The sequence below is a fragment of the Pseudomonas sp. 24 E 13 genome (assembly GCF_900004715.1).
Taxonomy (GTDB): Bacteria; Pseudomonadota; Gammaproteobacteria; order Pseudomonadales; family Pseudomonadaceae; genus Aquipseudomonas; species Aquipseudomonas orientalis_A.
The window spans coordinates 73,989-94,170 of the sequence record NZ_CVTO01000126.1; the positions used below are offsets into that span (position 1 = coordinate 73,989).

Here is a 20,182-nt window from a genome sequence, read left to right on the forward strand (position 1 = left end):
GACATGAAAGGCGCATCGCTTCGTCATCAGCCCCCACAAGCACCGAGCCGCAAGCCGGTGCCACGGGGTGCCAGCCGCATGGTGGCCAAAGAGCCGATGTCGGCGCGCCTGCCCAAAGCCAACTTTGGTTTCATCAAGGCGCTGTTCTGGCCGGTGTTGCTGGTGGTGCTGGGTTTTGGCACCTACGAGGGCGCGCAGCGTCTGTTGCCGTATGCCGACCGGCCGATCACCAAAATCAGCGTGCAGGGCGACTTGAGCTACATCAGCCAGCAAGCAGTGCAGCAGCGCATCAGCCCGTTCCTGGCGGCGAGCTTCTTCACCATCGACCTGGCCGGCATGCGCGCCGAGCTGGAACAGATGCCGTGGATCGCCCACGCCGAAGTCCGTCGCGTATGGCCGGACCAGGTGACGATCCGCCTGGAAGAACAACTGCCCGTGGCCCGCTGGGGCGATGGGGCACTGTTGAACAACCAGGGGCAGGCGTTTGCGCCGCGTGAAGTGGCGAACTATGAGCACCTGCCGCAGCTGTTCGGGCCGCAGCGGGCGCAACAGCAAGTGATGCAGCAGTACCAGGCCTTGAGCCAGATGCTGCGGCCACTGGGCTTCTCCATTGCACGCCTGGAATTGCGTGAGCGGGGCAGCTGGTTTCTGACGACCGGGGCAGGCAGTTCCGGCCCGGGCATCGAGTTGTTGCTGGGACGCGACCGCTTGGTGGAAAAGATGCGCCGCTTTATTGCCATCTATGAAAAAACCTTGAAAGAACAGATCACGAACATTGCGAGCGTCGACCTGCGTTACGCCAACGGCCTGGCCGTCGGTTGGCGTGTACCGGCGGCGCCCACGGCAGCACAACCCGCTGTCGCGAAGAATTAAGAAGAGGCAGGACCCATGGCAAACGTGCAAAGCGGCAAAATGATCGTCGGTCTCGATATCGGCACCTCCAAGGTGGTGGCGCTGGTCGGCGAGGTCGGTGAAGACGGCACGATCGAAATCGTCGGTATTGGCACGCATCCGTCCCGGGGCCTGAAGAAGGGCGTGGTGGTGAACATCGAGTCCACCGTGCAATCGATCCAGCGCGCCATCGAAGAAGCGCAGCTGATGGCCGGTTGCCGGATTCACTCGGCGTTCGTCGGCGTGGCCGGCAACCATATCCGCAGCCTGAACTCCCACGGCATCGTGGCGATCCGCGACCGTGAGGTCAGCGCGGCCGACCTCGAGCGCGTCCTCGACGCCGCCCAGGCCGTGGCGATCCCGGCTGACCAGCGTGTGCTGCACACCTTGCCGCAGGACTACGTGATCGATAACCAGGAAGGCGTGCGCGAGCCGCTGGGCATGTCCGGCGTGCGCCTGGAAGCCAAGGTCCACGTGGTGACCTGCGCCGTCAACGCTGCACAGAACATTGAAAAATGCGTGCGCCGTTGTGGCCTGGAAATCGACGACATCATTCTCGAGCAGTTGGCGTCCGCGTATTCGGTACTGACCGACGACGAAAAAGAACTGGGCGTGTGCCTGGTGGACATCGGCGGCGGCACCACCGACATCGCGATCTTCACCGAGGGTGCGATCCGTCACACCGCCGTGATCCCGATCGCCGGCGACCAGGTCACCAACGACATCGCCATGGCCTTGCGTACACCGACCCAGTACGCCGAGGAAATCAAGATCCGCTACGCCTGCGCCCTGGCCAAGCTGGCCGGTGCCGGTGAAACCATCAAGGTGCCGAGCGTCGGCGACCGTCCGCCGCGCGAACTGTCGCGCCAGGCCCTGGCCGAAGTGGTCGAGCCGCGCTACGACGAACTGTTCACCCTGATCCAGGCCGAGCTGCGTCGCAGCGGCTACGAAGATTTGATCCCGGCCGGCATCGTGCTGACCGGTGGCACCTCGAAGATGGAAGGCGCGGTCGAACTGGCCGAGGAAATCTTCCACATGCCGGTGCGCCTGGGCGTGCCCCATGGCGTCAAGGGCCTGGGCGACGTAGTGCGCAACCCGATTTATTCCACCGGTGTGGGCTTGCTGTTGTACGGACTGCAAAAGCAGACCGACGGCATTTCCCTGTCGGGCCCGAGTATCCGTGACAGCTACCGCAGCGATGACGAAGCCAAAGCGCCGTTGTTCGAGCGGCTGCAGGCGTGGGTCAAAGGCAATTTCTAAAGACTTACCGTGACACCGCAACACCCGTAACAAGCAGTAGGCGAAAAAACTAGAGAAAATGAAAGGAGAGGGAACATGTTTGAACTCGTAGACAACATCCCCGCTAGCCCGGTTATCAAAGTAATCGGTGTCGGCGGTGGCGGCGGCAACGCTGTCAACCATATGGTCAAGAGCAACATTGAAGGCGTTGAATTCATCTGCGCCAACACTGATGCCCAGGCGCTGAAAAGCATCGGCGCGCGGACCATCCTGCAATTGGGCACAGCCGTGACCAAGGGCCTCGGCGCTGGCGCCAACCCGGAAGTCGGCCGTCAAGCCGCTCTGGAAGACCGCGAGCGTATTGCCGAAGTGCTGCAAGGCACCAACATGGTGTTCATCACCACCGGCATGGGCGGCGGTACCGGTACCGGTGCAGCGCCGATCATTGCCGAAGTGGCCAAGGAAATGGGGATCCTGACGGTTGCTGTCGTGACCCGTCCGTTCCCGTTCGAAGGCCGCAAGCGCATGCAGATCGCCGACGAAGGTATCCGTCTGCTGTCTGAAAGCGTCGACTCGTTGATCACCATTCCCAACGAGAAACTGCTGACCATCCTGGGCAAGGACGCAAGCCTGCTGTCCGCGTTCGCCAAGGCTGACGATGTACTGGCCGGTGCCGTTCGCGGTATCTCCGACATCATCAAGCGTCCAGGCATGATCAACGTCGACTTTGCCGACGTACGTACCGTCATGAGCGAAATGGGCATGGCGATGATGGGCACCGGCTGCGCCAGCGGTCCGAACCGTGCACGCGAAGCCACCGAAGCGGCTATCCGCAACCCGCTGCTCGAAGACGTGAACCTGCAAGGTGCACGCGGCATCCTGGTGAATATCACCGCCGGCCCTGACCTGTCCCTGGGTGAGTACTCCGACGTGGGTAGCATCATCGAAGCCTTCGCTTCCGAGCACGCCATGGTCAAGGTCGGTACCGTTATCGATCCGGACATGCGCGACGAGCTGCACGTGACCGTGGTTGCGACCGGCCTGGGTGCGAAAATCGAGAAGCCTGTGAAGGTCATCGACAACACCCTGCACAACAGCCAGGCCAGCCACGCCAGCCAGTCGGCTGCCGCTCCAGCGCCTTCGCGCCAGGAACTGCCGTCGGTGAACTACCGTGACCTGGATCGTCCGACCGTGATGCGCAACCAGGCTCAGGCCGGTGCTGCGGCGTCCCGTAGCCCGAATCCGCAAGACGATCTGGACTACCTGGATATCCCGGCATTCCTGCGTCGTCAGGCCGATTAATGGAATGTATCAGGGCTATGAAGGTGATTGGTGTTCAGCAAAGGTCTGGTCTGCTATTATCGCCAGCCTTTGTTGATACCAGTTCGCAATTTGCGCTGAAGCGGTCCAAGCCATGATTAAACAACGCACCCTGAAGAATATTATTCGTGCCACAGGTGTAGGTCTGCACTCCGGGGAGAAGGTATACCTGACCCTCAAGCCTGCACCTGTCGACACCGGCATCGTGTTTGTGCGTGCCGACCTGGACCCTGTGGTGCAGATTCCTGCTCGCGCGGAAAACGTTGGCGAAACCACGATGTCGACCACACTGGTCAACGGTGACGTCAAAGTGGATACGGTGGAGCACTTGCTCTCGGCCATGGCTGGCCTGGGCATCGATAACGCCTACGTCGAGCTCTCCGCGTCCGAAGTCCCGATCATGGATGGCAGCGCTGGACCCTTCGTATTCCTGATTCAATCTGCCGGCCTGGAAGAACAGGACGCAGCCAAGAAGTTCATTCGCATTCTGCGGGAAGTGACAGTAGAAGACGGCGACAAGCGCGCCACCTTCGTCCCGTTCGAAGGCTTTAAAGTGAGCTTTGAGATCGATTTCGATCACCCGGTATTCCGTGACCGCACCCAGAGTGCAAGCGTGGATTTTTCCAGCACTTCGTTCGTAAAAGAAGTCAGTCGCGCCCGTACCTTTGGTTTCATGAGTGACATCGAGTACCTGCGCAAGCACAACCTCGCACTCGGCGGCAGCGTTGAAAACGCCATTGTGGTCGACGCGGATGGTGTACTGAACGAAGACGGCCTTCGCTACGAAGACGAATTCGTCAAGCACAAGATCCTCGATGCAATCGGTGACCTCTACCTGCTGGGCAATAGCCTGATAGGCGAGTTCAAAGGCTTCAAGTCGGGCCACGCCCTTAACAACCAGCTGCTGCGCAAGTTGATTGAGCAGACAGACGCTTGGGAAGTCGTGACGTTCGAAGATGCCAGCACCGCACCGATCTCTTACATGCGTCCCGTTGCGGCGGTGTAAGTAACAACTCTCTTTCTTTAGTTTTTAAAGGCTGCCTTCGGGTGGCCTTTTTTTATGCGCTGATAGATCGTTCCCACGCTCCGCGTGGGAACGATCGCTCGTAGATCGGTCCTACACAGGCAGGGTTGCCGCGTCCAACGTCCGATTGCGCCCGCTGTGCTTGGCCTCGTACAACGCCTGGTCGGCCTTGAACAGCAGATCCTCAAGGGTGTTACGGCTGTGTTTGTGCCAGGTGCTCATGCCAATGCTCACCGTGATCGGCTGCTCATCCCCAGCCATCCGTGGCAAGTACTGGACGCTCTGGCGGATACGCTCGGCAATCACCCACGCGCCCTTGGCATCGGTATGGGGCAGCACCACCGCGAATTCTTCACCGCCATAACGCGCCGCCAGGTCGGCCGGGCGGCGGATATTGCTGTCTATCACCTGCGCCACGGCGCGCAGCGCATCATCTCCGCCCTGGTGGCCATGGCGGTCGTTGAAAGCCTTGAAGTGGTCGACATCGATCATCAGCACCGTCAGCGGCTCGGTTGAGCGTTGTGCGCGGTCCCATTCCAGGCGCAGACGCTGGTCCAGTGTGCGGCGGTTGGCCAGACCGGTAAGGGCATCGGTACCTGCCAGTTCTGACAGCACCTGCTCGACCCGGTGGCGCCGGCGCAGCTCCTTGCTCAGCGCCCAGGTCAGCCATAACAGGCCAATGCACAACACCCCCGTTGCGAGGCCGACCAACCACGCTGCGCGTCGCCAGGGCGCGAATACCTCATCGCTGGCCAGGGCCACCGCGACGATCAACGGCAAATTGCCGACACTCGAGAAACTGTAGAGCCGCCCCCGATGGTCGACACTGGATACGCTGCGAAAATTGCCGTCTCGCTCGCGCAGCATGCGTGCCACATTGGGCCGCGCACTCAGGTCCTTGTTGATCATGTCCGCTTCCAGCAAAGGCTCCTGCGCCAACAGGATGCCTTGATGGTTGAGCAGAGTGATGGTGCTGCCGGCGCCGATATTCAGGCTGCTGAACAGTTGGTGGAAGTACGAAAGACGCATGGAGGCGACGGCCACCCCTTGAAAGCGCCCGTCCGCCGATGAAAGGCGGCGGCTGAATGCAATGCGCCATGGGTCTTCGCATTCACAGCGGGCCATGAACGGGCGACTGATATACAGCCCGATGTCGGAACTGCCACGGTGAATCTGGAAATAGTCGCGGTCGGCGAAGTTGCCGGACTTGGGTGTGAGCAGGGATGAGTCGGCTATCACCTCGCCGCCTGGACCCAGCAGCAGGATGTCGCCCTTGTAGGGCGCTGCGTTGGAGCGGTCGAACAGCACCAGGTGCCGGATGCTGGCGGGCAGGTCCTGCAGGTCGGTGCGCGCGGTCGCGGCGATCAGGCCTTCCAGCGCCATGTCATACAGCTCGACGTTGCGCAACACATCGGCGTCGATCAATTGAGTGATGGTGTTGGCGGTGCGCTTGGCGGTCTGCAAGGTATTGGCGTGTTCACGAATCAACAAGGCGGTGACGATGCCTACGATCAGCAATACCGTGAGGGTGCTGCCCAGGATCAGCAAGCGCTCCGGGCGGCGGGTAGGGCGGGCAGGGCTTGGGCTCATCGGACGTACTTCTGCGTTGAGATGCCCTTAGCGTAGTAGCAACTCCGGAATATGGCGCAGATCCAAATGTGGGAGGGGGCAAGCCTCCTCCCACATTGGATCTTCACCGTCAGCACGATCGTGCTCAGAACACGTTGATCGGATAGTCCACAATCACCCGGTACTCATCCACATCCCGGTCCACCGCCGAATAGCCATTGCCACCCCGGTGGGTCGCCCATTGCAGGCGCACCGCCAGGTCCTTGGCCTTGCCATCTTGCACCACGTACTTCAGGTCGATGTCCCGCTCCCAGTGCCTGGCATTCTTGCCGTCGGCGCTGTACCAACTGCCGTAGCCGCGGCTGTTGGGGTCGACGCGGGTCAGGTCGGTCTTGCCGCTGATATAGGACACGGCGGACGTCAGGCCCGGCAGGCCGACACCGGCAAAATCGTAGGCGTATTTGAGCTTCCACGAACGCTCGTTGGGGCCGTTGAAGTCAGAATATTGCTGGGAGTTGTCCAGGTACACGCTGTCGCCCTGGCTGATGTAGTCGAACGGCGTGTTGCCGTTGACCCGCTGGTACGCGGCGGTGACGCTGTGGTTGCCCACGCCCACGGTGACATGCAGGCTGTAGGTGTTGTTGTCGATATCGCCGAGCAGCGCCTGGCCGGTGTCCTGGGTATGGTAGTAGTGCAGGCCGGGGGTCAGGCTGACCAGGTCGTTCAGTGCGTAGGTGTATTCAAGGTCGTAGTAGTACTGGTGCCATACGTCCTTGAGCTCGGCGGCGTACAGGTTGCTGGTCAGCGCCGGGATTGCGCTGAACGAGACACCGGCCCAGTTCAGGTGCCGGCTGTCGGCGTTGGCCGGCAACGCGCCGTAGCTGGTGCCGATGCGCCGGTGGCCGCTCTGGTTGTAGAGCTTGGTAAAGCTGGCCTGGCCGCCTTCGAACATCCAGCCATCGAGGCTGTGGTTGCTCAGGCTCACACCGCGAAACGTCTGGGGCAGCATGCGCGTCATGCCGCCGGCGATCACCGGGTTGTTGAGGAACAGGTCGCCGGCCTTCAACTCGGTATCGAACGCACGCATTTTCAAGGTGCCGCCAGCGGTGGAAAACGCACCGGGCGCCTTGCCGTTACCGCTGCCGTACGGAAGGATGGTGGAGCCGTCCGTGCCGCCACCGCCGTCGAGCTTGAGGCCGAGCATGGCGTTGAGGTCCAGGCCGAAACCGACCGCGCCCTGGGTGTAGCCGGATTCGAAGGTACCGATAAAGCCCTGGCCCCACTCCTTGCTGTCATCGGTGTGAAGGTCGCGGCGGTCGCGGTTCATGTAGTAGTTGCGGGTGTTGACCGTGAGGTGCGAACCCTCGATGAAACCTTCGACGGGTGTCGTGTCTGCCGCGTGGGCAAGGGGCGTGATCGTTGCTGCGATTGCGAGGAATAACGGGGTCAGCGTCAGCGAGTTCTTCACCGGTGGAGCTCCTTTGGTCAAGCATGAACGGCCAGTGTCGTGGGGGTGTGCCCGGCCTTTTTTTACGGCAAAAAAAAGCCGCTGAAGTCAGCGGCTTTAAGACAGATTCCCAGTGTAGAGCCCTGGAAATAAGTCGAGGGAAATTCGGGTGAGGGTCAGCTGCCTTTGCCGGCGCGCTCATCGATGCGTCAAAGTAACGCAGGTGAGCGCTGTGATACAGAGTGTAACAAGATAATGACTGTTGCCCAAATTGCAACAGTTTGTACGGGTATGGATATTCTAACTGTGGGAGGGGGCTTGCCCCCGATGGCGGTGGATCAGCCGACTCATCTGTAGCAGGCATACCGCAATCGGGGGCAAGCCCCCTCCCACATTTTTGACTGAGGTGTTCTCCAGACTTAGACAGGCAGGGTCATGCCGAAGGTATTGCCGCCACCCTCGCTGCGCACGAACACATCCCCGCCATGCATCAACGCAATCGCCTTGACGATGGCCAGTCCCAGCCCGTGATTCGCGCCGCTGTTGCTGCGCGACGCGTCCACTCGGTAAAACCGTTCGAACAGGCGTGGCAAATGCTCGCTGGCAATCGCCTCGCCAGGATTGGTCACGCCGATCATTACCTGTTGGCCCTGCACCTCGATATGCACGTCGATGACCTGCCCCGGCGCGGTGTGTTGCACGGCATTGCTCAGCAGGTTGATCAGCGCGCGCCGCAGGTGGGCCTTTTCGATCTGCACCCGAGCATCGCCGTGCACACGCACGGTTACCTGTGCGTCTTCAAGAATGAAGTCCAGGTAGTCGAGGGTGGTGGCGACTTCATCGGCCAGGGCGCTTTCGATCAGCTTGGTGGCCTTGCTGCCCTGGTCGGCACTGGCGAGGAACAGCATGTCGTTGATGATTGAGCGCAGCCGTTCCAGTTCTTCCAGGTTCGATTGCAGCACCTCGAAATAATGCTCGGCCGAGCGCCCGCGGGTCAGTGCGACCTGGGTCTGGCCGATCAGGTTGGTCAGCGGCGAGCGCAGTTCATGGGCGACGTCGGCGTTGAAGGATTCCAGGCGTGAGTAGGCGAGTTCGACGCGGTCGAGGGTGGCGTTGAACGAGTTGACGAACTGGCTCAGTTCCGGCGGCAGCGGTGACAGTTGCAGGCGCCCGGAGAGTTTAGGCGGCGCAAGTTTGCGCGCTTCGGCCGAAAGTTTTTCCAGGGGTTTGAGGCCGATGCGCGACACCCAGAAACCCAGCAGCGAGGCCATGATCACGCCGACCAGCGCCAGGCTGACCAGCGCCACCAGCAGATGGTGCTGGGTGGCGCGGAAATTCTCGGTGTCGATGGCGATCATGAAGCGCAGCGGTGGGCGTTGCTCCTTGGCGGCAAACTGGCTGACCAGCACCTTGAACGGATAATCATGGCCGGGCAGGCGCAGATCGCGTTTACCCGTCGGGCCCTGGGCAAACGCACGAATCTGCGCATCGGGCTCGCCGTATTCGTAACCCGGGTCGCTGCTGACCACCCAGAAGCGAATGCGCTTGTCTTCTTCGCCCAGCAGCTTGAGCTTGGCCTTTATCTTGACCCAATGCTCGGGCGTACCGAAGCGGTTCACCGAGGATTCCAGCACGCTGTAGCGCGCATCCAGTTCGGCCCCCGGCAACAGTCCCAGGCCGCGGTCCACTTGCTGGTAGAGCGCGCCGCCGATCAGCACGAAGATCAGCAGCGCCACCAGGCTGAACATGCCGCTCAGGCGCAGGGCGATGGAGTTAGCCGACACTGCGGTTCTCCAGCACGTAGCCCATGCCACGGATGGTGTGCAGCAGCTTGTGCTCGAAGGGCCCGTCGAGTTTGGCGCGCAGGCGTTTGATTGCCACTTCGACGACGTTGGCGTCGCTGTCGAAATTGATGTCCCAGACCATCTCGGCAATCGCGGTCTTGGACAGGATTTCGCCCTGGCGTCGCGCCAATACGCTGAGCAGCGAGAACTCCTTGGCGGTCAGGTCCAGGCGCACGCCGTTGCGGCTGGCCTTGCGGCTGATCAGGTCGATCCACAGGTCGGCCACCGTTACCTGCACCGGCTCATGGCCGCCGCTGCGTCGGGTCAGTGCTTGCAGGCGCGCCACCAGTTCCAGGAAGGAAAACGGCTTGCCCAGGTAGTCGTCGGCGCCTTCGCGCAGGCCACGGATGCGATCTTCCACGCGTTCGCGGGCAGTGAGCATGATCACCGGGGTCTGTTTGCGCGCACGCAAGGCGCGCAACACGCCAAAGCCGTCGAGCGCCGGCAGCATCACGTCCAGCACGATCACCGCGTAATCGTTCTCCAGCGCCAGGTGCAAACCCTCGACGCCTTCGCGCGCCACGTCGACGGTGTAGCCTTGCTCCGTCAGGCCGCGGTGCAGGTAGTCCGCGGTTTTTTCTTCATCTTCAATAATCAGGACGCGCATCAGCCTTTTGTTCCAGGGCGGGGCCTTGGCCTCAGTGTGTGGTCGCCAGCGCGAGCGCTGGTTTGGGCCTGTGGAAAAAACGTTCAAGGTACAAGTATATGACTGGCGTGGTGAACAGCGTCAGCGCCTGGCTCACCAGCAAGCCACCGACCACCGCGATGCCCAGCGGTTGGCGCAGCTCCGCGCCCGGGCCGGAGCCGAGCATCAACGGCACCGCGCCCAGCAAGGCGGCGAGGGTGGTCATGATGATCGGCCGGAACCGCGTGACACAGGCTTCGTAGATCGCATCCTCAGGTGGCAGGCCCCGCACGCGCTGGGCCTCCAGGGCGAAGTCGATCATCAGGATGCCGTTTTTCTTGACGATACCGATCAGCAGCACCAGGCCGATCAGAGCCATGATCGAAAAGTCCTGGCCCAACAGCCACAGCATGATCAATGCGCCCAGGCCTGCCGAGGGCAGGGTGGAAATGATTGTCAGCGGGTGTACGAAACTCTCGTACAGCACGCCCAGGATAATGTAGACCGCCACCAGTGCCGCGAGGATCAGCCACGGCTGGCTGGCCAGCGAACTCTGGAACGCCTGGGCCGCGCCCTGGAAATTACCGATGATCGCAGCGGGCATGCCGATATCGTTCTTGGCCTGGTTGAGCATGATCACGGCGTCGCCCAGCGCCACCCCGGGGGCCAGGTTGAACGACAGGTTGGCGGCGGGGAACATGCCGTCATGGCTGATGGACAACGGCCCCACGGTCGGCGGGTCGACCTTGGCCAGCGCCGACAGGGGCACCATCTCGTTGGTCAGTGGCGAGCGCAGGTAAAAATAGGTCAGGCTCTCGGCCTTGCCGCGCTGTTGGCGGTCCAGCTCCAGCACCACCTGGTACTGGTTGATTTCGGTCTGGTACTCGTTGATCTGGCGCTGGCCGAAGGCATCGTACAGCGCCTGGTCGACATCGGTGGCGCTCAGGCCGAAACGCGCGGCGGCCTGGCGGTCGATCGTGATGTGGGTGATGCTGCCGCCCAGTTGCAGGTCGTTGGACAGGTCACGAAACGCCGGGTTGGTGCGCAGTTTTTCGGTGAGTCGCTGGGTCCAGGTGTTGAGTGTCGGACCGTCGTTGCTCTTGAGTACGTATTGGTACTGGGCGCGGCTGGGGCCGGAGCTCAAGTTGATGTCCTGGCCGGCGCGCAGGTACAGGACGATGCCCGGCACCTTCGCCAGCTGCGGGCGGATGCGGTCGATGAACTGGCTGGCGGACACGTCGCGGTCGGCGCGGTCTTTCAAGGCAATCCAGAAGCGGCCGTTGGCGATGGTCTGGTTGCTGCCGGTCACCCCCACCGAGTGGGAGAACGCCTGCACCGCCGGGTCGGCCTTGACGATCTCGGCCAGTGCCTTGTGCTTGGCGACCATGTCCGGGTACGACACATCGGCCGCCGCCTCGCTGGTGCCGAGCACAAAACCGGTGTCCTGCACCGGGAAGAATCCCTTGGGGATAAACACGTAGCCGACCACGGCCAGGGCCAGGGTCACCACGAAGATCGCCGCCATGCTGCGTTGATGGGCCAGGGCGCGGCGCAGGTTGCGCGCATAACCGGCCAGCAGGCGCTCGCTGAACGTGGGTTTGGCATGGGCGGGATGGGTCGGCGCACCCATGAACAGTGCCGCGAGGGTGGGCGCCAGGGTCAGCGAGACCACCACCGAAATCAGGATGGTCGAGGTGGCGGTCAGCGCAAACTCCTTGAACAGCCGCCCGACCACACCGCCCATGAACAGCAGCGGAATGAATGCCGCCACCAGCGAGAAGCTGATGGAGACCACGGTAAAGCCGATTTCGCCCGAGCCTTTGATCGCGGCCTCGCGCTTGCCCAACCCGGCCTCCAGATGCCGATGGATGTTCTCCACCACCACAATCGCATCGTCCACCACAAAGCCCACGGCAATCACGATGGCGACCAGGGTCAGGTTGTTCAGGCTGAAGCCCATCACATACATCAGCGCGAAAGTGGCCACCAGTGAAACACCGAGCACGGCCGACACAATCAACGTCGCCGACAGTTGGCGCAGGAACAGCGCCATCACCGCCACCACCAGCAGGATAGCGATCAGCAGGGTCATTTCCACTTCATGCAGGGAGGCGCGGATGGTCTTGGTGCGGTCGGTCAATACGCTGACCTGCACCGAGGCCGGCAGCATCGCTTCCAGGCGCGGCAGTGCTTGCTGGATGCGGTCGACCGTGTCGACGATATTCGCGCCCGGCTGGCGCGAGATCACCAGGTTGACCCCCGGGGTATCGCCGGACCAGGCCTGCACGTAGGCGTTTTCCGCACCGTTGACGACCCTGGCGATATCACGCAACTGCACCGGCGCGCCATTTTTGTAGGACACAATCAACTGGCCGTATTCGTCGGGGTGAAACAGTTGATCGTTGGTCGACAGGGTCGACACGCTGTCGGCGCCGTAGATCGCGCCCTTGGCCAGGTTCAGGCTGGACTGCTGGATGGCCAGGCGGATGTCCGCGAGCGTCAGGCCGACCGCCGCGAGTTTGTCGGGGGAGGCCTGCACGCGAATCGCCGGGCGTTGCTGGCCGGTGATGTTGATCTGGCCGACACCGTCGATCTGGCTGATCTGGCGCGCCAGTAGGGTTTCCACGTAGTCGCTCAGTTCGGTGCCGGGCATGCTGGCGGAGCTGACGCTGAGGATCAGCACCGGGCTGTCGGCCGGGTTGACCTTCTTCCAGGTCGGCAGGCTTGGCATATCGCCGGGCAGCTTGCCGGAGGCGGTGTTGATCGCGGCCTGCACTTCCTGGGCGGCGGTGTCGATGCTTTTGTCCAGGGTGAATTGCAGGGTCAACAGGCTCGAGCCCAAGGCGCTGCTGGAGGTCATCTGGGTCATGCCGGGGATGGCGCTGAATTGCACCTCAAGCGGCGTCGCCACCGAGGAGGCCATGGTGTCCGGGCTGGCGCCGGGTAACTGGGCCGTGACCTGGATCGTCGGAAATTCCGCTTCCGGCAGTGGCGCGACGGCCAATCGCGGGAAGGCAATGATGCCCAGCAGCACCAGGGCAAATGTCAGCAGCAGGGTGGCGACCGGGTGATCAACGCACCAGGCCGAGGGCGAGCGACTGCCGCTCATGGCTGCACCCTGGCATCGGCGGTCTGGATGATTTGCGGCGGCTCCTTGAGCACTTCCACCTCGGCGCCGGCCTTGAGCCGCGACTGGCCGTCGCTGACCAGCACATCCCCGGCCCGCACGCCCTCGATGATATTCACCTCGCTGTTCTGGTAGCTGACCCGCACCGGCACCACTTCAACGTGGTCACCCTTGAGCCGGTACACGAAATGCGAATCCAGACCACGCTGCACCACGGTCGGCGGCACCACCAGGGCGTTCCTGTCGAGCGCGGTCTGGATCTTGATGGTCACCAGTTGACCCGGCCACAGCTTCTGCGCGCTGTTGGCGAACTCGGCCTTGGCGCGCAGGGTGCCGGTGCTGGAACTGATCTGGTTGTCGATCACGCTCAAGTGGCCTTCGCCGAGCAAGTCGCCGGTCTGGCCATCGGTGTCGGCACCCAGGTAGGCATTCACGCTGGCTTTCTCGGGCGCGGCGATCAGGCCTTGCAGGCTCGGCAGCATCTGCTGCGGCAGGGAAAACTCGACAGCAATCGGGTCGATCTGGGTGACCGAGAACAACCCCTGGGCATCGCTCATGCGCAGGAAGTTTCCTTCATCCACCGTGCGAATGCCCACGCGGCCACTGACGGGGGAGCGAATCTGCGTGTAGGAAAGTTGTACTTGAGCCGCATCAATCGCAGCCTGGTTACCCTGGACGCTCGCCTTGAGCTGATTGACCAGTGCTTGTTGCTGGTCGTAGGTCTGCTTCGACACACCGTCGTCGATACTCAGGGCCTTGTAGCGCTTGAGGTTGACCAATGCCACTTGCAGCTGCGCCTGGCTTTCCCCCCGTTGCGCCCTGGCCTGGTCGAGGCTGGCGCGGATCGAGCGGTCATCGATGGTTGCCAGCAAGTCCCCGGCCTTGACCCGCTGGCCTTCCTTGACCAGCAACCGAGTGAGGATGCCGTCGATCTGCGGACGGATCACCACGCTGTGCAACGACAACACCGAGCCGATGCCGCTGACGAAGCGGGGCACGTCCTGTTGCGCCACGCTCACCACGCGTACTGGAATCGCGCTGGGGGCCGCCAGCCGGGTCTTGGCGGGCCGAGTAAGCGTCCAGGCCGTCATTGCCAGAATCAGAAGGGCGCCCACCAGCAGGGCCGTGTTTCGTTTTAGGTGCATAGGATGAACGCCGCAGGCGCAGTTGCAAGATTCAAGCTGCAAACTGCAAGTTTGTGTCCATGGCTTATAACGCGGTAAGCCGGTCAGTACGGTGACTGCAAACTGACAGCCGTGACAGCTGAGCTTTTTTACTTGCGACCTGAAGCTTACCGCTGAAAGCTGCGGCCCCGTATACTCACGCTTTTACACACATTGCTGCGCCGGAGCCCTTATGACTTCCCCGATCCAACCCCCCGTTGAAGCGGTCGACGCCGACGGCGTTGAAAAAGCCGAAATCCCGGCGTTCAAGTTTCCCTTCAAACCGGGAGAACTGGTCGGTGGCAAGCAGGCCGGCCAGCCCTGGTACAAAGGTGGCGCCAAAAACGGCCATACCAAGACGCCAGGCATGGCGCCGCCGGGTACACGCCGTTCGATGGGTAAACGTTGAGAGTAATACCGGCGTGTACGGTATAGGCATTTGCCTACAACTCGCGTCGATATTTCTGCTTGTAGGTCCGCGACCGTTTCTTGAAAGCTTGCCCAGCATCGCCATGCCCTGATCAGCTGTACCGGGACATGGCGATGCCGCTCTCTCTGGAAAAGGACGTTTCCCGTGGCCCTGATACACCTTTGTGTGGCGCTTGCCCTCCTGCTGTCGGTGGCGGCGGTGGTCGCCGTCGAGCCGCCGCGACGCGAAATCCGCTTCGCCGTCGCGGCACATTTCCCGCCTTTTCAAAGCCGCAACCCGCAAGGGCAATTGGTGGGGCTCAATATCGAATTGGGTAACGCCTTGTGCGTGCAGCTCAATGTGCAGTGCACCTGGGTCGACCAGGTCGTCATGGAAAATTTTCCCGCCCTCGACGCCCGGCAGTTTGACGCGATCATGGGGATGGCGCCGACCTCGAGCCGACAGCAATGGGTCAATTTCAGCGATGACCTTTACCCGATCACCACGCGCTTGGTGGCACGCAAGGATTCAGGCTTGAGCCCGGACAGGCAGTCACTCAAGGGCAAGCGTGTCGGGGTTCTGTTAAGGAGCAACCGGGAAGCCTTTGCCCTGTCACGCTGGGCGCCTTCGGGCGTGTATATCAAGAGTTTCTGGCTCAATGACCAACTGGTGGGCAGCCTCCTCGCAGGCGAGATCGATGCCACCCTGCAAGGCGCGGTGGAAATCCGCGAAGCCCTGCTCGACAAGCCCGAAGGTATGGATTTCGCTTTCATGGGCTCCCCGGTGTTATCCAAGCTGTTGGGCAGCAGTGTCGCGATTGCGTTACGCAAGACCGATACCGTCCTGCGTACCGAGCTCAACCGCGCCCTGGAGCAACTCAAGCAAAACGGCGAATACCAGCGCATTCTCCAGCCCTACCGCCTCGACACAACCCCTATTGATCCAGCGACGCTCAGGCCGCCCGCAACGGGATAAACGCGTAATTGGCCGGCACCTCGGTGGCAATCTGCGCGCCGGCGTCCAGCAGTTGTTCGGCAATGTCCATGGCGGACACATGAAACACCCACTGATTGGCCGGCGCCGGCTGGGCAGTCGCCGCGTCAATGGCCTGGGCGAACGCCTGCATATCCGGGAGGTACGCGGTGAACCCGTCGCCCTTGAGCGCCGCGGTACGAATGCCCAGCAAGGCGCACACGGACTCCTTGGTCTGCACATCGTCACGGTCGGCCTGGCGTGAACGGCGGATCAGTTCAGCCAGTTCAGCGTCCATCAACTCACCACCAACGATCAACGCCGGGCCCTGTTCCCACGACTCCGGTGGGCAATCCTTGGCGCTCGGGTTCAACGGGATATGCGGATTGATCTCCATCGGATAGATCCGGCACACCAGCGGGCGTCGTTCGTAGATGCCGCAGCGATTGTCTTCGTCAAGATTCCGGCAGCGTCCGGCGTTGTACGCGGCGAAGGTGATTGCCACGAAGGCCTCGGTATTGCCGCTGGGGACCACCACTGAACGGCGCTCGGCATGTTCACGTTGCTGCTGGGGCAAGCCCAGGCCGCTGGCCAGAAAACCCTCGACCAGCACGATCACGTTACCGCCGTCCGCCGCCCAGTGACGGGCCTCTTCGAGGGTCAGGGGGACGTGGTGATCGGAGCAGCATTTGCCGCAACCTACGCAGGAAAAGTGAGTGTTCATGGCGTGATCTGTCACCAGGCAAGGTCAGAAGGCAAGCGTGAGCGGTGACGGGTTTTGACCTCTGTTCACCGCTTGGCCTATCTGGAAGCAAGTTATGCGCCAGTGAACGTCAGTCCTCGGCAACCACGTCGCGCAGGACCAAGCCCATGCCTGCGCTTTCATACAATTGCCGCGCGCGCAGATTACGCTCCAGCACCTTGAGATCCACGTAAGGTTCGCCACGCTGCTTGAACACGTGGAAGGCATGCAGCAGCAACGCCCGGCCCAGCCCCTGGCCTTGCGCGCAGGGATGGACCGAGAGGTTCTTGATAAAGGCGCTGGTCCAGCAGACGGCCACGCCGAGCATGCCATCGGCATTGCTGGCCACCAGGCACAGCCTGGGGTCGAACTCGGCATCGGTGACGAATTGCCGGCGCCACGGCTCAAGGCTCACCACACGGCCACCGCCCTGATCCTGGGTCATGCGCAATACCGCGTGAATGGCCGGGGCCAATTCATCGCGGTAGTGATCCAGTTGCGTACCGGTCGGCCACTGCGGGGCGGGCAGGCTACCGGTAAGATCGCGACGCAGCAGCTGGAAATACTCCGCCAAGGCTTACAAACCCTTTTGCGCCACGGTTTGCGCAGCGACGACCAGGCACTTGGTCAGCTCAGGGGAGGAAAACTTGGTCAGCACCGCATCGGCACCGGCCAGGCGCGCTTTCTCACTGTTCATCGCGCTGTCCAGGGAGGTGTGCAGCAATATGTAGAGATGCTGGAAGTCCGGGGTTTCGCGCAAAGTGCGGGTGAGGGCATAACCGTCCATCTCGGACATTTCGATGTCCGACACCACCACATTGATCTGCTCGCCGGTGCCTTGCAGCTCCAGCAGCACATCGATGGCTTCCTTGGCGCTGCGTGCGGTGTGACAGGTCAGGCCGAGGTTGCGCAAGGTGTGCACCGATTGCTGCAGCGCCACTTGGCTGTCGTCGACCACCAGAATGCGCGCGTTGCCGAGGACTTCGGCTTCTTCCATGGTCAGGTCGGTCGGCGCGACTTCGATCGGCGCCGGGGCGATGCCATGGATGACTTTTTCGATATCCAGCACTTGCACCAGGCCACCTTCCACCTGGGTGACCCCGGTAATGAATGCGCGATTGCCGCCGGAGCCATAGGGCGGCGGACGAATGTCGGTGGTCAGGCAATGCACGATCTTGCTCACCGCCTGCACATGCAAGCCCTGCTTGGAGCGGCTGACATCGGTGACGATCAGGCAGCCGCCGTTCGGGTCCAGCAACGGCATCTCGCCCAGGGCGCGGCTCAGGTCGATCACGGCCAACGAGTTACCGCGCAATGTGGCAATGCCTTTGACGTGGGGGTGCGACTCCGGCAGTTTGGTCAGCGGCGGGCAGGGGATGATTTCGCTGACTTTCAGCAGGTTGATCGCCATCAGCTTGCCGCTGCGCAAGGTAAAGAGCAGAAGCGAGAGTGAGTCTGCGCGGGCTTTGGTGGTGGACATAAAAACCTTCTGGGGATCAGGGATGACGATCTATACACCGTTATCGGCCCTGACCCCGAAAACTGTAGGAGCGAGCTTGCTCGCGAAGAGCGTCAACGATAACGCCGCGAATCTGGTTTAACGCGGCGTTCTCAGGTTTTTCGCGAGCAAGCTCGCTCCTACAGTGGGGGGTGTCAGCCCTTCCACACCTGCGGGTTCACCAGGTCCTGGGGGCGCTGTCCGAGCAAGGCGCTGCGCAGGTTGTCCAGCGCGCGGTTGGCCATGGCTTCGCGGGTTTCGCCGGTGGCCGAACCAATGTGCGGCAGGGTCACCGCATTGCTCAGTTGGAACAGTGGCGACTCGGTCAGCGGTTCCTTTTCATACACATCCAGCCCGGCGCCACGAATGCGCTGGGTTTGCAGGGCTTCGATCAGCGCCGGCTCATCCACCACCGGGCCACGGGAGATGTTGATCAGGATGGCACCGGGCTTCATCAGCGCCAGTTCCCGGCGACTGATCAGGTGACGGGTCTTGTCGCTCAAGGGCACCACCAGGCAGACGAAATCCGCCTCGGCCAGCAATTGATCGAGGCTGCGAAACTGTGCGCCCAGCTCCTGTTCCAGCGCGCTCTTGCGGCTGTTGCCGCTGTACAGGATCGGCATATTGAAGCCCAGGCGCCCCCGCCGGGCCACGGCCGCGCCGATATTGCCCATGCCGACGATGCCCAGGGTCTTGCCGTGCACATCGCAGCCGAACAACGGTGCGCCAACGCTGGCTTTCCACTGGCCGGCCTTGGTCCAGGCATCCAGTTCGGCCACCCGGCGTGCACTGCTCATCAACAGCGCGAAGGCCAGGTCGGCGGTGCTTTCGGTGAGCACGTCAGGAGTATTGGTGAGCATGATCCCGCGCTCATTGAAGTACCCGACATCGTAGTTGTCGTAGCCCACCGACACGCTGGACACCACCTCCAGGTGGCGCGCGCCTTCAAGCTGTTCGCGGCCCAGCTTGCGGCCCACACCGATCAAGCCATGGGCATGGGGCAGGGCTTCGTTGAATTGCGCGTTGATGTCGCCCAGCTTGGGATTGGGCGCGATCACCTCGAAATCCTGTTGCAGGCGCTCGATCATCTGCGGCGTGACACGGCTGAAGGCGAGGACAGTCTTTTTCATGGCTGGCGGGCTCATCGACGACGAAAGAATGCCTGGCACGCTAACATTTATCCCCTCATCACAAAACCTGTAGGAGCGAGCTTGCTCGCGAAAAACGTCAACGATAACGCGTTCATCCAGATTGAATGCGGTGCCCTCAGGTTTTTCGCGAGCAAGCTCGCTCCTACATAGGTTGTCAGTTCGCCATCCGCACGCCACCCAAACCACCGCTCAACTCATACGCCACCAGCTCCGCCTGGTGCGCCGCGAGGATTTCCGGCAGCGAACCGCGCAGGTATTCCACCCAGGTCTTGATCTTCGCATCCAGGTATTGGCGCGACGGGTAGATGGCGTACAGGTTCAACTCCTGGGAACGGTAGGTCGGCATCACGCGTACCAGCGTGCCGTTGCGCAGCCCTTCGATGGCGGCGTACACCGGCAGCAGGCCGACGCCCATGCCGCTGGTGATGGCGGTTTTCATCGCATCGGCCGAATTCACCAGGAACGGCGAGGTGTTGATCGCGACGCTTTCCTGGCCTTCCGGGCCGTTGAAGGTCCATTTGTCCAGTTGGATCACCGGACTGACCAGGCGCAGGCAGGCATGGTTGAGCAAATCCTGGGGCCGTTGTGCGCAACCCTTGGCTTTGACGTACTCCGGCGAGGCGCAGGCAATGCTGTAGGTGATGCCCAGGCGTTGCGAGACGAAACCCGAATCCGGCAGTTCGCTGGCCAGTACGATGGACACGTCATAGCCTTCATCGAGCAGGTCCGGCACGCGGTTGGCCAGGGTCAGGTCGAAGGTCACATCGGGGTGGGTGCGGCGGTAGCGGGCGATGGCGTCGATCACGAAATGCTGGCCGATACCGGTCATGGTGTGCACTTTCAATTGCCCGGCGGGGCGCGCATGGGCGTCGCTGGCTTCTGCTTCGGCTTCCTCGACGTAGGCGAGGATCTGCTCACAGCGCAGCAGATAGCGTTTGCCCGCCTCGGTCAACGCAATGCGGCGGGTGGTGCGGTTGAGCAAGCGGGTTTGCAGGTGGGCCTCAAGGTTTGAGACCGCGCGCGAGACGTTGGCGGTGGTGGTGTCCAGTTGCGCGGCGGCGGCGGTGAAGCTGCCGGCCTCTGCAACACAACTGAACGCGCGCATGTTTTGCAGGGTGTCCATGGGGTGTTCTCAAGGGAGATGGCAAATTGTGACATGAA

The 20,182-nt window shown here is 62.0% G+C and carries 17 protein-coding genes; 6 read left to right on the forward strand and 11 right to left on the reverse strand.

Annotated features, from left to right (window positions below; translation table 11 throughout):
• Positions 1 to 3: 3 nt before the first annotated feature.
• From BFP90_RS15845 to lpxC, 4 genes are all read left to right on the forward strand, one after another.
• Positions 4 to 873 carry a cell division protein FtsQ/DivIB gene (locus BFP90_RS15845; RefSeq protein ID WP_065885829.1) on the forward strand — a complete coding sequence of 290 codons (870 nt, stop codon included), beginning with the start codon at positions 4 to 6 and terminating at the stop codon, positions 871 to 873.
• A 15-nt stretch (positions 874 to 888) separates the two neighbouring features.
• Positions 889 to 2,151, forward strand: a complete 1,263-nt coding sequence (gene ftsA, locus BFP90_RS15850) for a cell division protein FtsA (RefSeq protein ID WP_057724626.1) — start codon at positions 889 to 891, stop codon at positions 2,149 to 2,151.
• A 75-nt stretch (positions 2,152 to 2,226) separates the two neighbouring features.
• Complete coding sequence (gene ftsZ / locus BFP90_RS15855; RefSeq protein ID WP_012722300.1) at positions 2,227 to 3,432, forward strand: cell division protein FtsZ; 1,206 nt, start codon at positions 2,227 to 2,229, stop codon at positions 3,430 to 3,432.
• A gap of 112 nt (positions 3,433 to 3,544) precedes the next feature.
• On the forward strand, positions 3,545 to 4,456 hold the full coding sequence (lpxC, locus tag BFP90_RS15860; RefSeq protein ID WP_003171886.1) for a UDP-3-O-acyl-N-acetylglucosamine deacetylase: 912 nt from the start codon (positions 3,545 to 3,547) through the stop codon (positions 4,454 to 4,456).
• Positions 4,457 to 4,567: 111 nt separating this feature from the next.
• Here lpxC and BFP90_RS15865 read toward each other — a convergent pair whose 3' ends face one another.
• From BFP90_RS15865 to BFP90_RS15890, 6 genes are all read right to left on the reverse strand, one after another.
• Positions 4,568 to 6,064 (reverse strand): sensor domain-containing diguanylate cyclase, encoded by a 1,497-nt coding sequence (locus BFP90_RS15865; RefSeq protein WP_065897313.1) that lies wholly within the window; start codon positions 6,062 to 6,064, stop codon positions 4,568 to 4,570.
• Between the two features lie 124 nt (positions 6,065 to 6,188).
• Positions 6,189 to 7,511: an OprD family porin gene (locus BFP90_RS15870; RefSeq protein ID WP_065897314.1), complete on the reverse strand. Its 1,323-nt coding sequence runs from the start codon at positions 7,509 to 7,511 to the stop codon at positions 6,189 to 6,191.
• Positions 7,512 to 7,909: 398 nt separating this feature from the next.
• Positions 7,910 to 9,274 carry a heavy metal sensor histidine kinase gene (locus BFP90_RS15875; RefSeq protein ID WP_065897316.1) on the reverse strand — a complete coding sequence of 455 codons (1,365 nt, stop codon included), beginning with the start codon at positions 9,272 to 9,274 and terminating at the stop codon, positions 7,910 to 7,912.
• Positions 9,264 to 9,941 carry a heavy metal response regulator transcription factor gene (locus BFP90_RS15880; RefSeq protein WP_065892611.1) on the reverse strand — a complete coding sequence of 226 codons (678 nt, stop codon included), beginning with the start codon at positions 9,939 to 9,941 and terminating at the stop codon, positions 9,264 to 9,266. Before BFP90_RS15880 ends, BFP90_RS15875 begins: the two co-directional genes overlap by 11 nt.
• A 31-nt stretch (positions 9,942 to 9,972) precedes the next feature.
• On the reverse strand, positions 9,973 to 13,068 hold the full coding sequence (locus tag BFP90_RS15885; protein ID WP_065897318.1) for a multidrug efflux RND transporter permease subunit: 3,096 nt from the start codon (positions 13,066 to 13,068) through the stop codon (positions 9,973 to 9,975).
• Positions 13,065 to 14,231 carry an efflux RND transporter periplasmic adaptor subunit gene (locus tag BFP90_RS15890; RefSeq protein ID WP_065897320.1) on the reverse strand — a complete coding sequence of 389 codons (1,167 nt, stop codon included), beginning with the start codon at positions 14,229 to 14,231 and terminating at the stop codon, positions 13,065 to 13,067. Before BFP90_RS15890 ends, BFP90_RS15885 begins: the two co-directional genes overlap by 4 nt.
• Positions 14,232 to 14,442: 211 nt before the next feature.
• On the opposite strand from BFP90_RS15890, the gene BFP90_RS15895 reads away from it, so the two are divergent.
• Positions 14,443 to 14,658: a hypothetical protein gene (locus BFP90_RS15895; RefSeq protein WP_065897322.1), complete on the forward strand. Its 216-nt coding sequence runs from the start codon at positions 14,443 to 14,445 to the stop codon at positions 14,656 to 14,658.
• Between the two features lie 165 nt (positions 14,659 to 14,823).
• Positions 14,824 to 15,633 carry a transporter substrate-binding domain-containing protein gene (locus BFP90_RS15900; RefSeq protein WP_065897323.1) on the forward strand — a complete coding sequence of 270 codons (810 nt, stop codon included), beginning with the start codon at positions 14,824 to 14,826 and terminating at the stop codon, positions 15,631 to 15,633.
• Here BFP90_RS15900 and BFP90_RS15905 read toward each other — a convergent pair.
• The 5 genes from BFP90_RS15905 to BFP90_RS15925 all read right to left on the reverse strand — a co-directional run bounded on the left by BFP90_RS15905 (position 15,611) and on the right by BFP90_RS15925 (position 20,144).
• Complete coding sequence (locus BFP90_RS15905; protein WP_065897324.1) at positions 15,611 to 16,354, reverse strand: YkgJ family cysteine cluster protein; 744 nt, start codon at positions 16,352 to 16,354, stop codon at positions 15,611 to 15,613. The two genes, BFP90_RS15900 and BFP90_RS15905, sit on opposite strands and share 23 nt — an antisense overlap.
• 109 nt (positions 16,355 to 16,463) lie before the next feature.
• Entirely contained in the window at positions 16,464 to 16,946 is a 483-nt protein-coding gene (locus BFP90_RS15910; protein WP_065897326.1) for a GNAT family N-acetyltransferase, read from the reverse strand.
• Between the two features lie 3 nt (positions 16,947 to 16,949).
• On the reverse strand, positions 16,950 to 17,852 hold the full coding sequence (locus tag BFP90_RS15915; RefSeq protein WP_065885840.1) for a chemotaxis protein CheV: 903 nt from the start codon (positions 17,850 to 17,852) through the stop codon (positions 16,950 to 16,952).
• Positions 17,853 to 18,025: 173 nt separating this feature from the next.
• Positions 18,026 to 19,000 (reverse strand): 2-hydroxyacid dehydrogenase, encoded by a 975-nt coding sequence (locus BFP90_RS15920; protein WP_065897328.1) that lies wholly within the window; start codon positions 18,998 to 19,000, stop codon positions 18,026 to 18,028.
• Between the two features lie 175 nt (positions 19,001 to 19,175).
• Positions 19,176 to 20,144 carry a LysR family transcriptional regulator gene (locus BFP90_RS15925; RefSeq protein ID WP_057724639.1) on the reverse strand — a complete coding sequence of 323 codons (969 nt, stop codon included), beginning with the start codon at positions 20,142 to 20,144 and terminating at the stop codon, positions 19,176 to 19,178.
• Between the last annotated feature and the right edge of the window lie 38 nt (positions 20,145 to 20,182).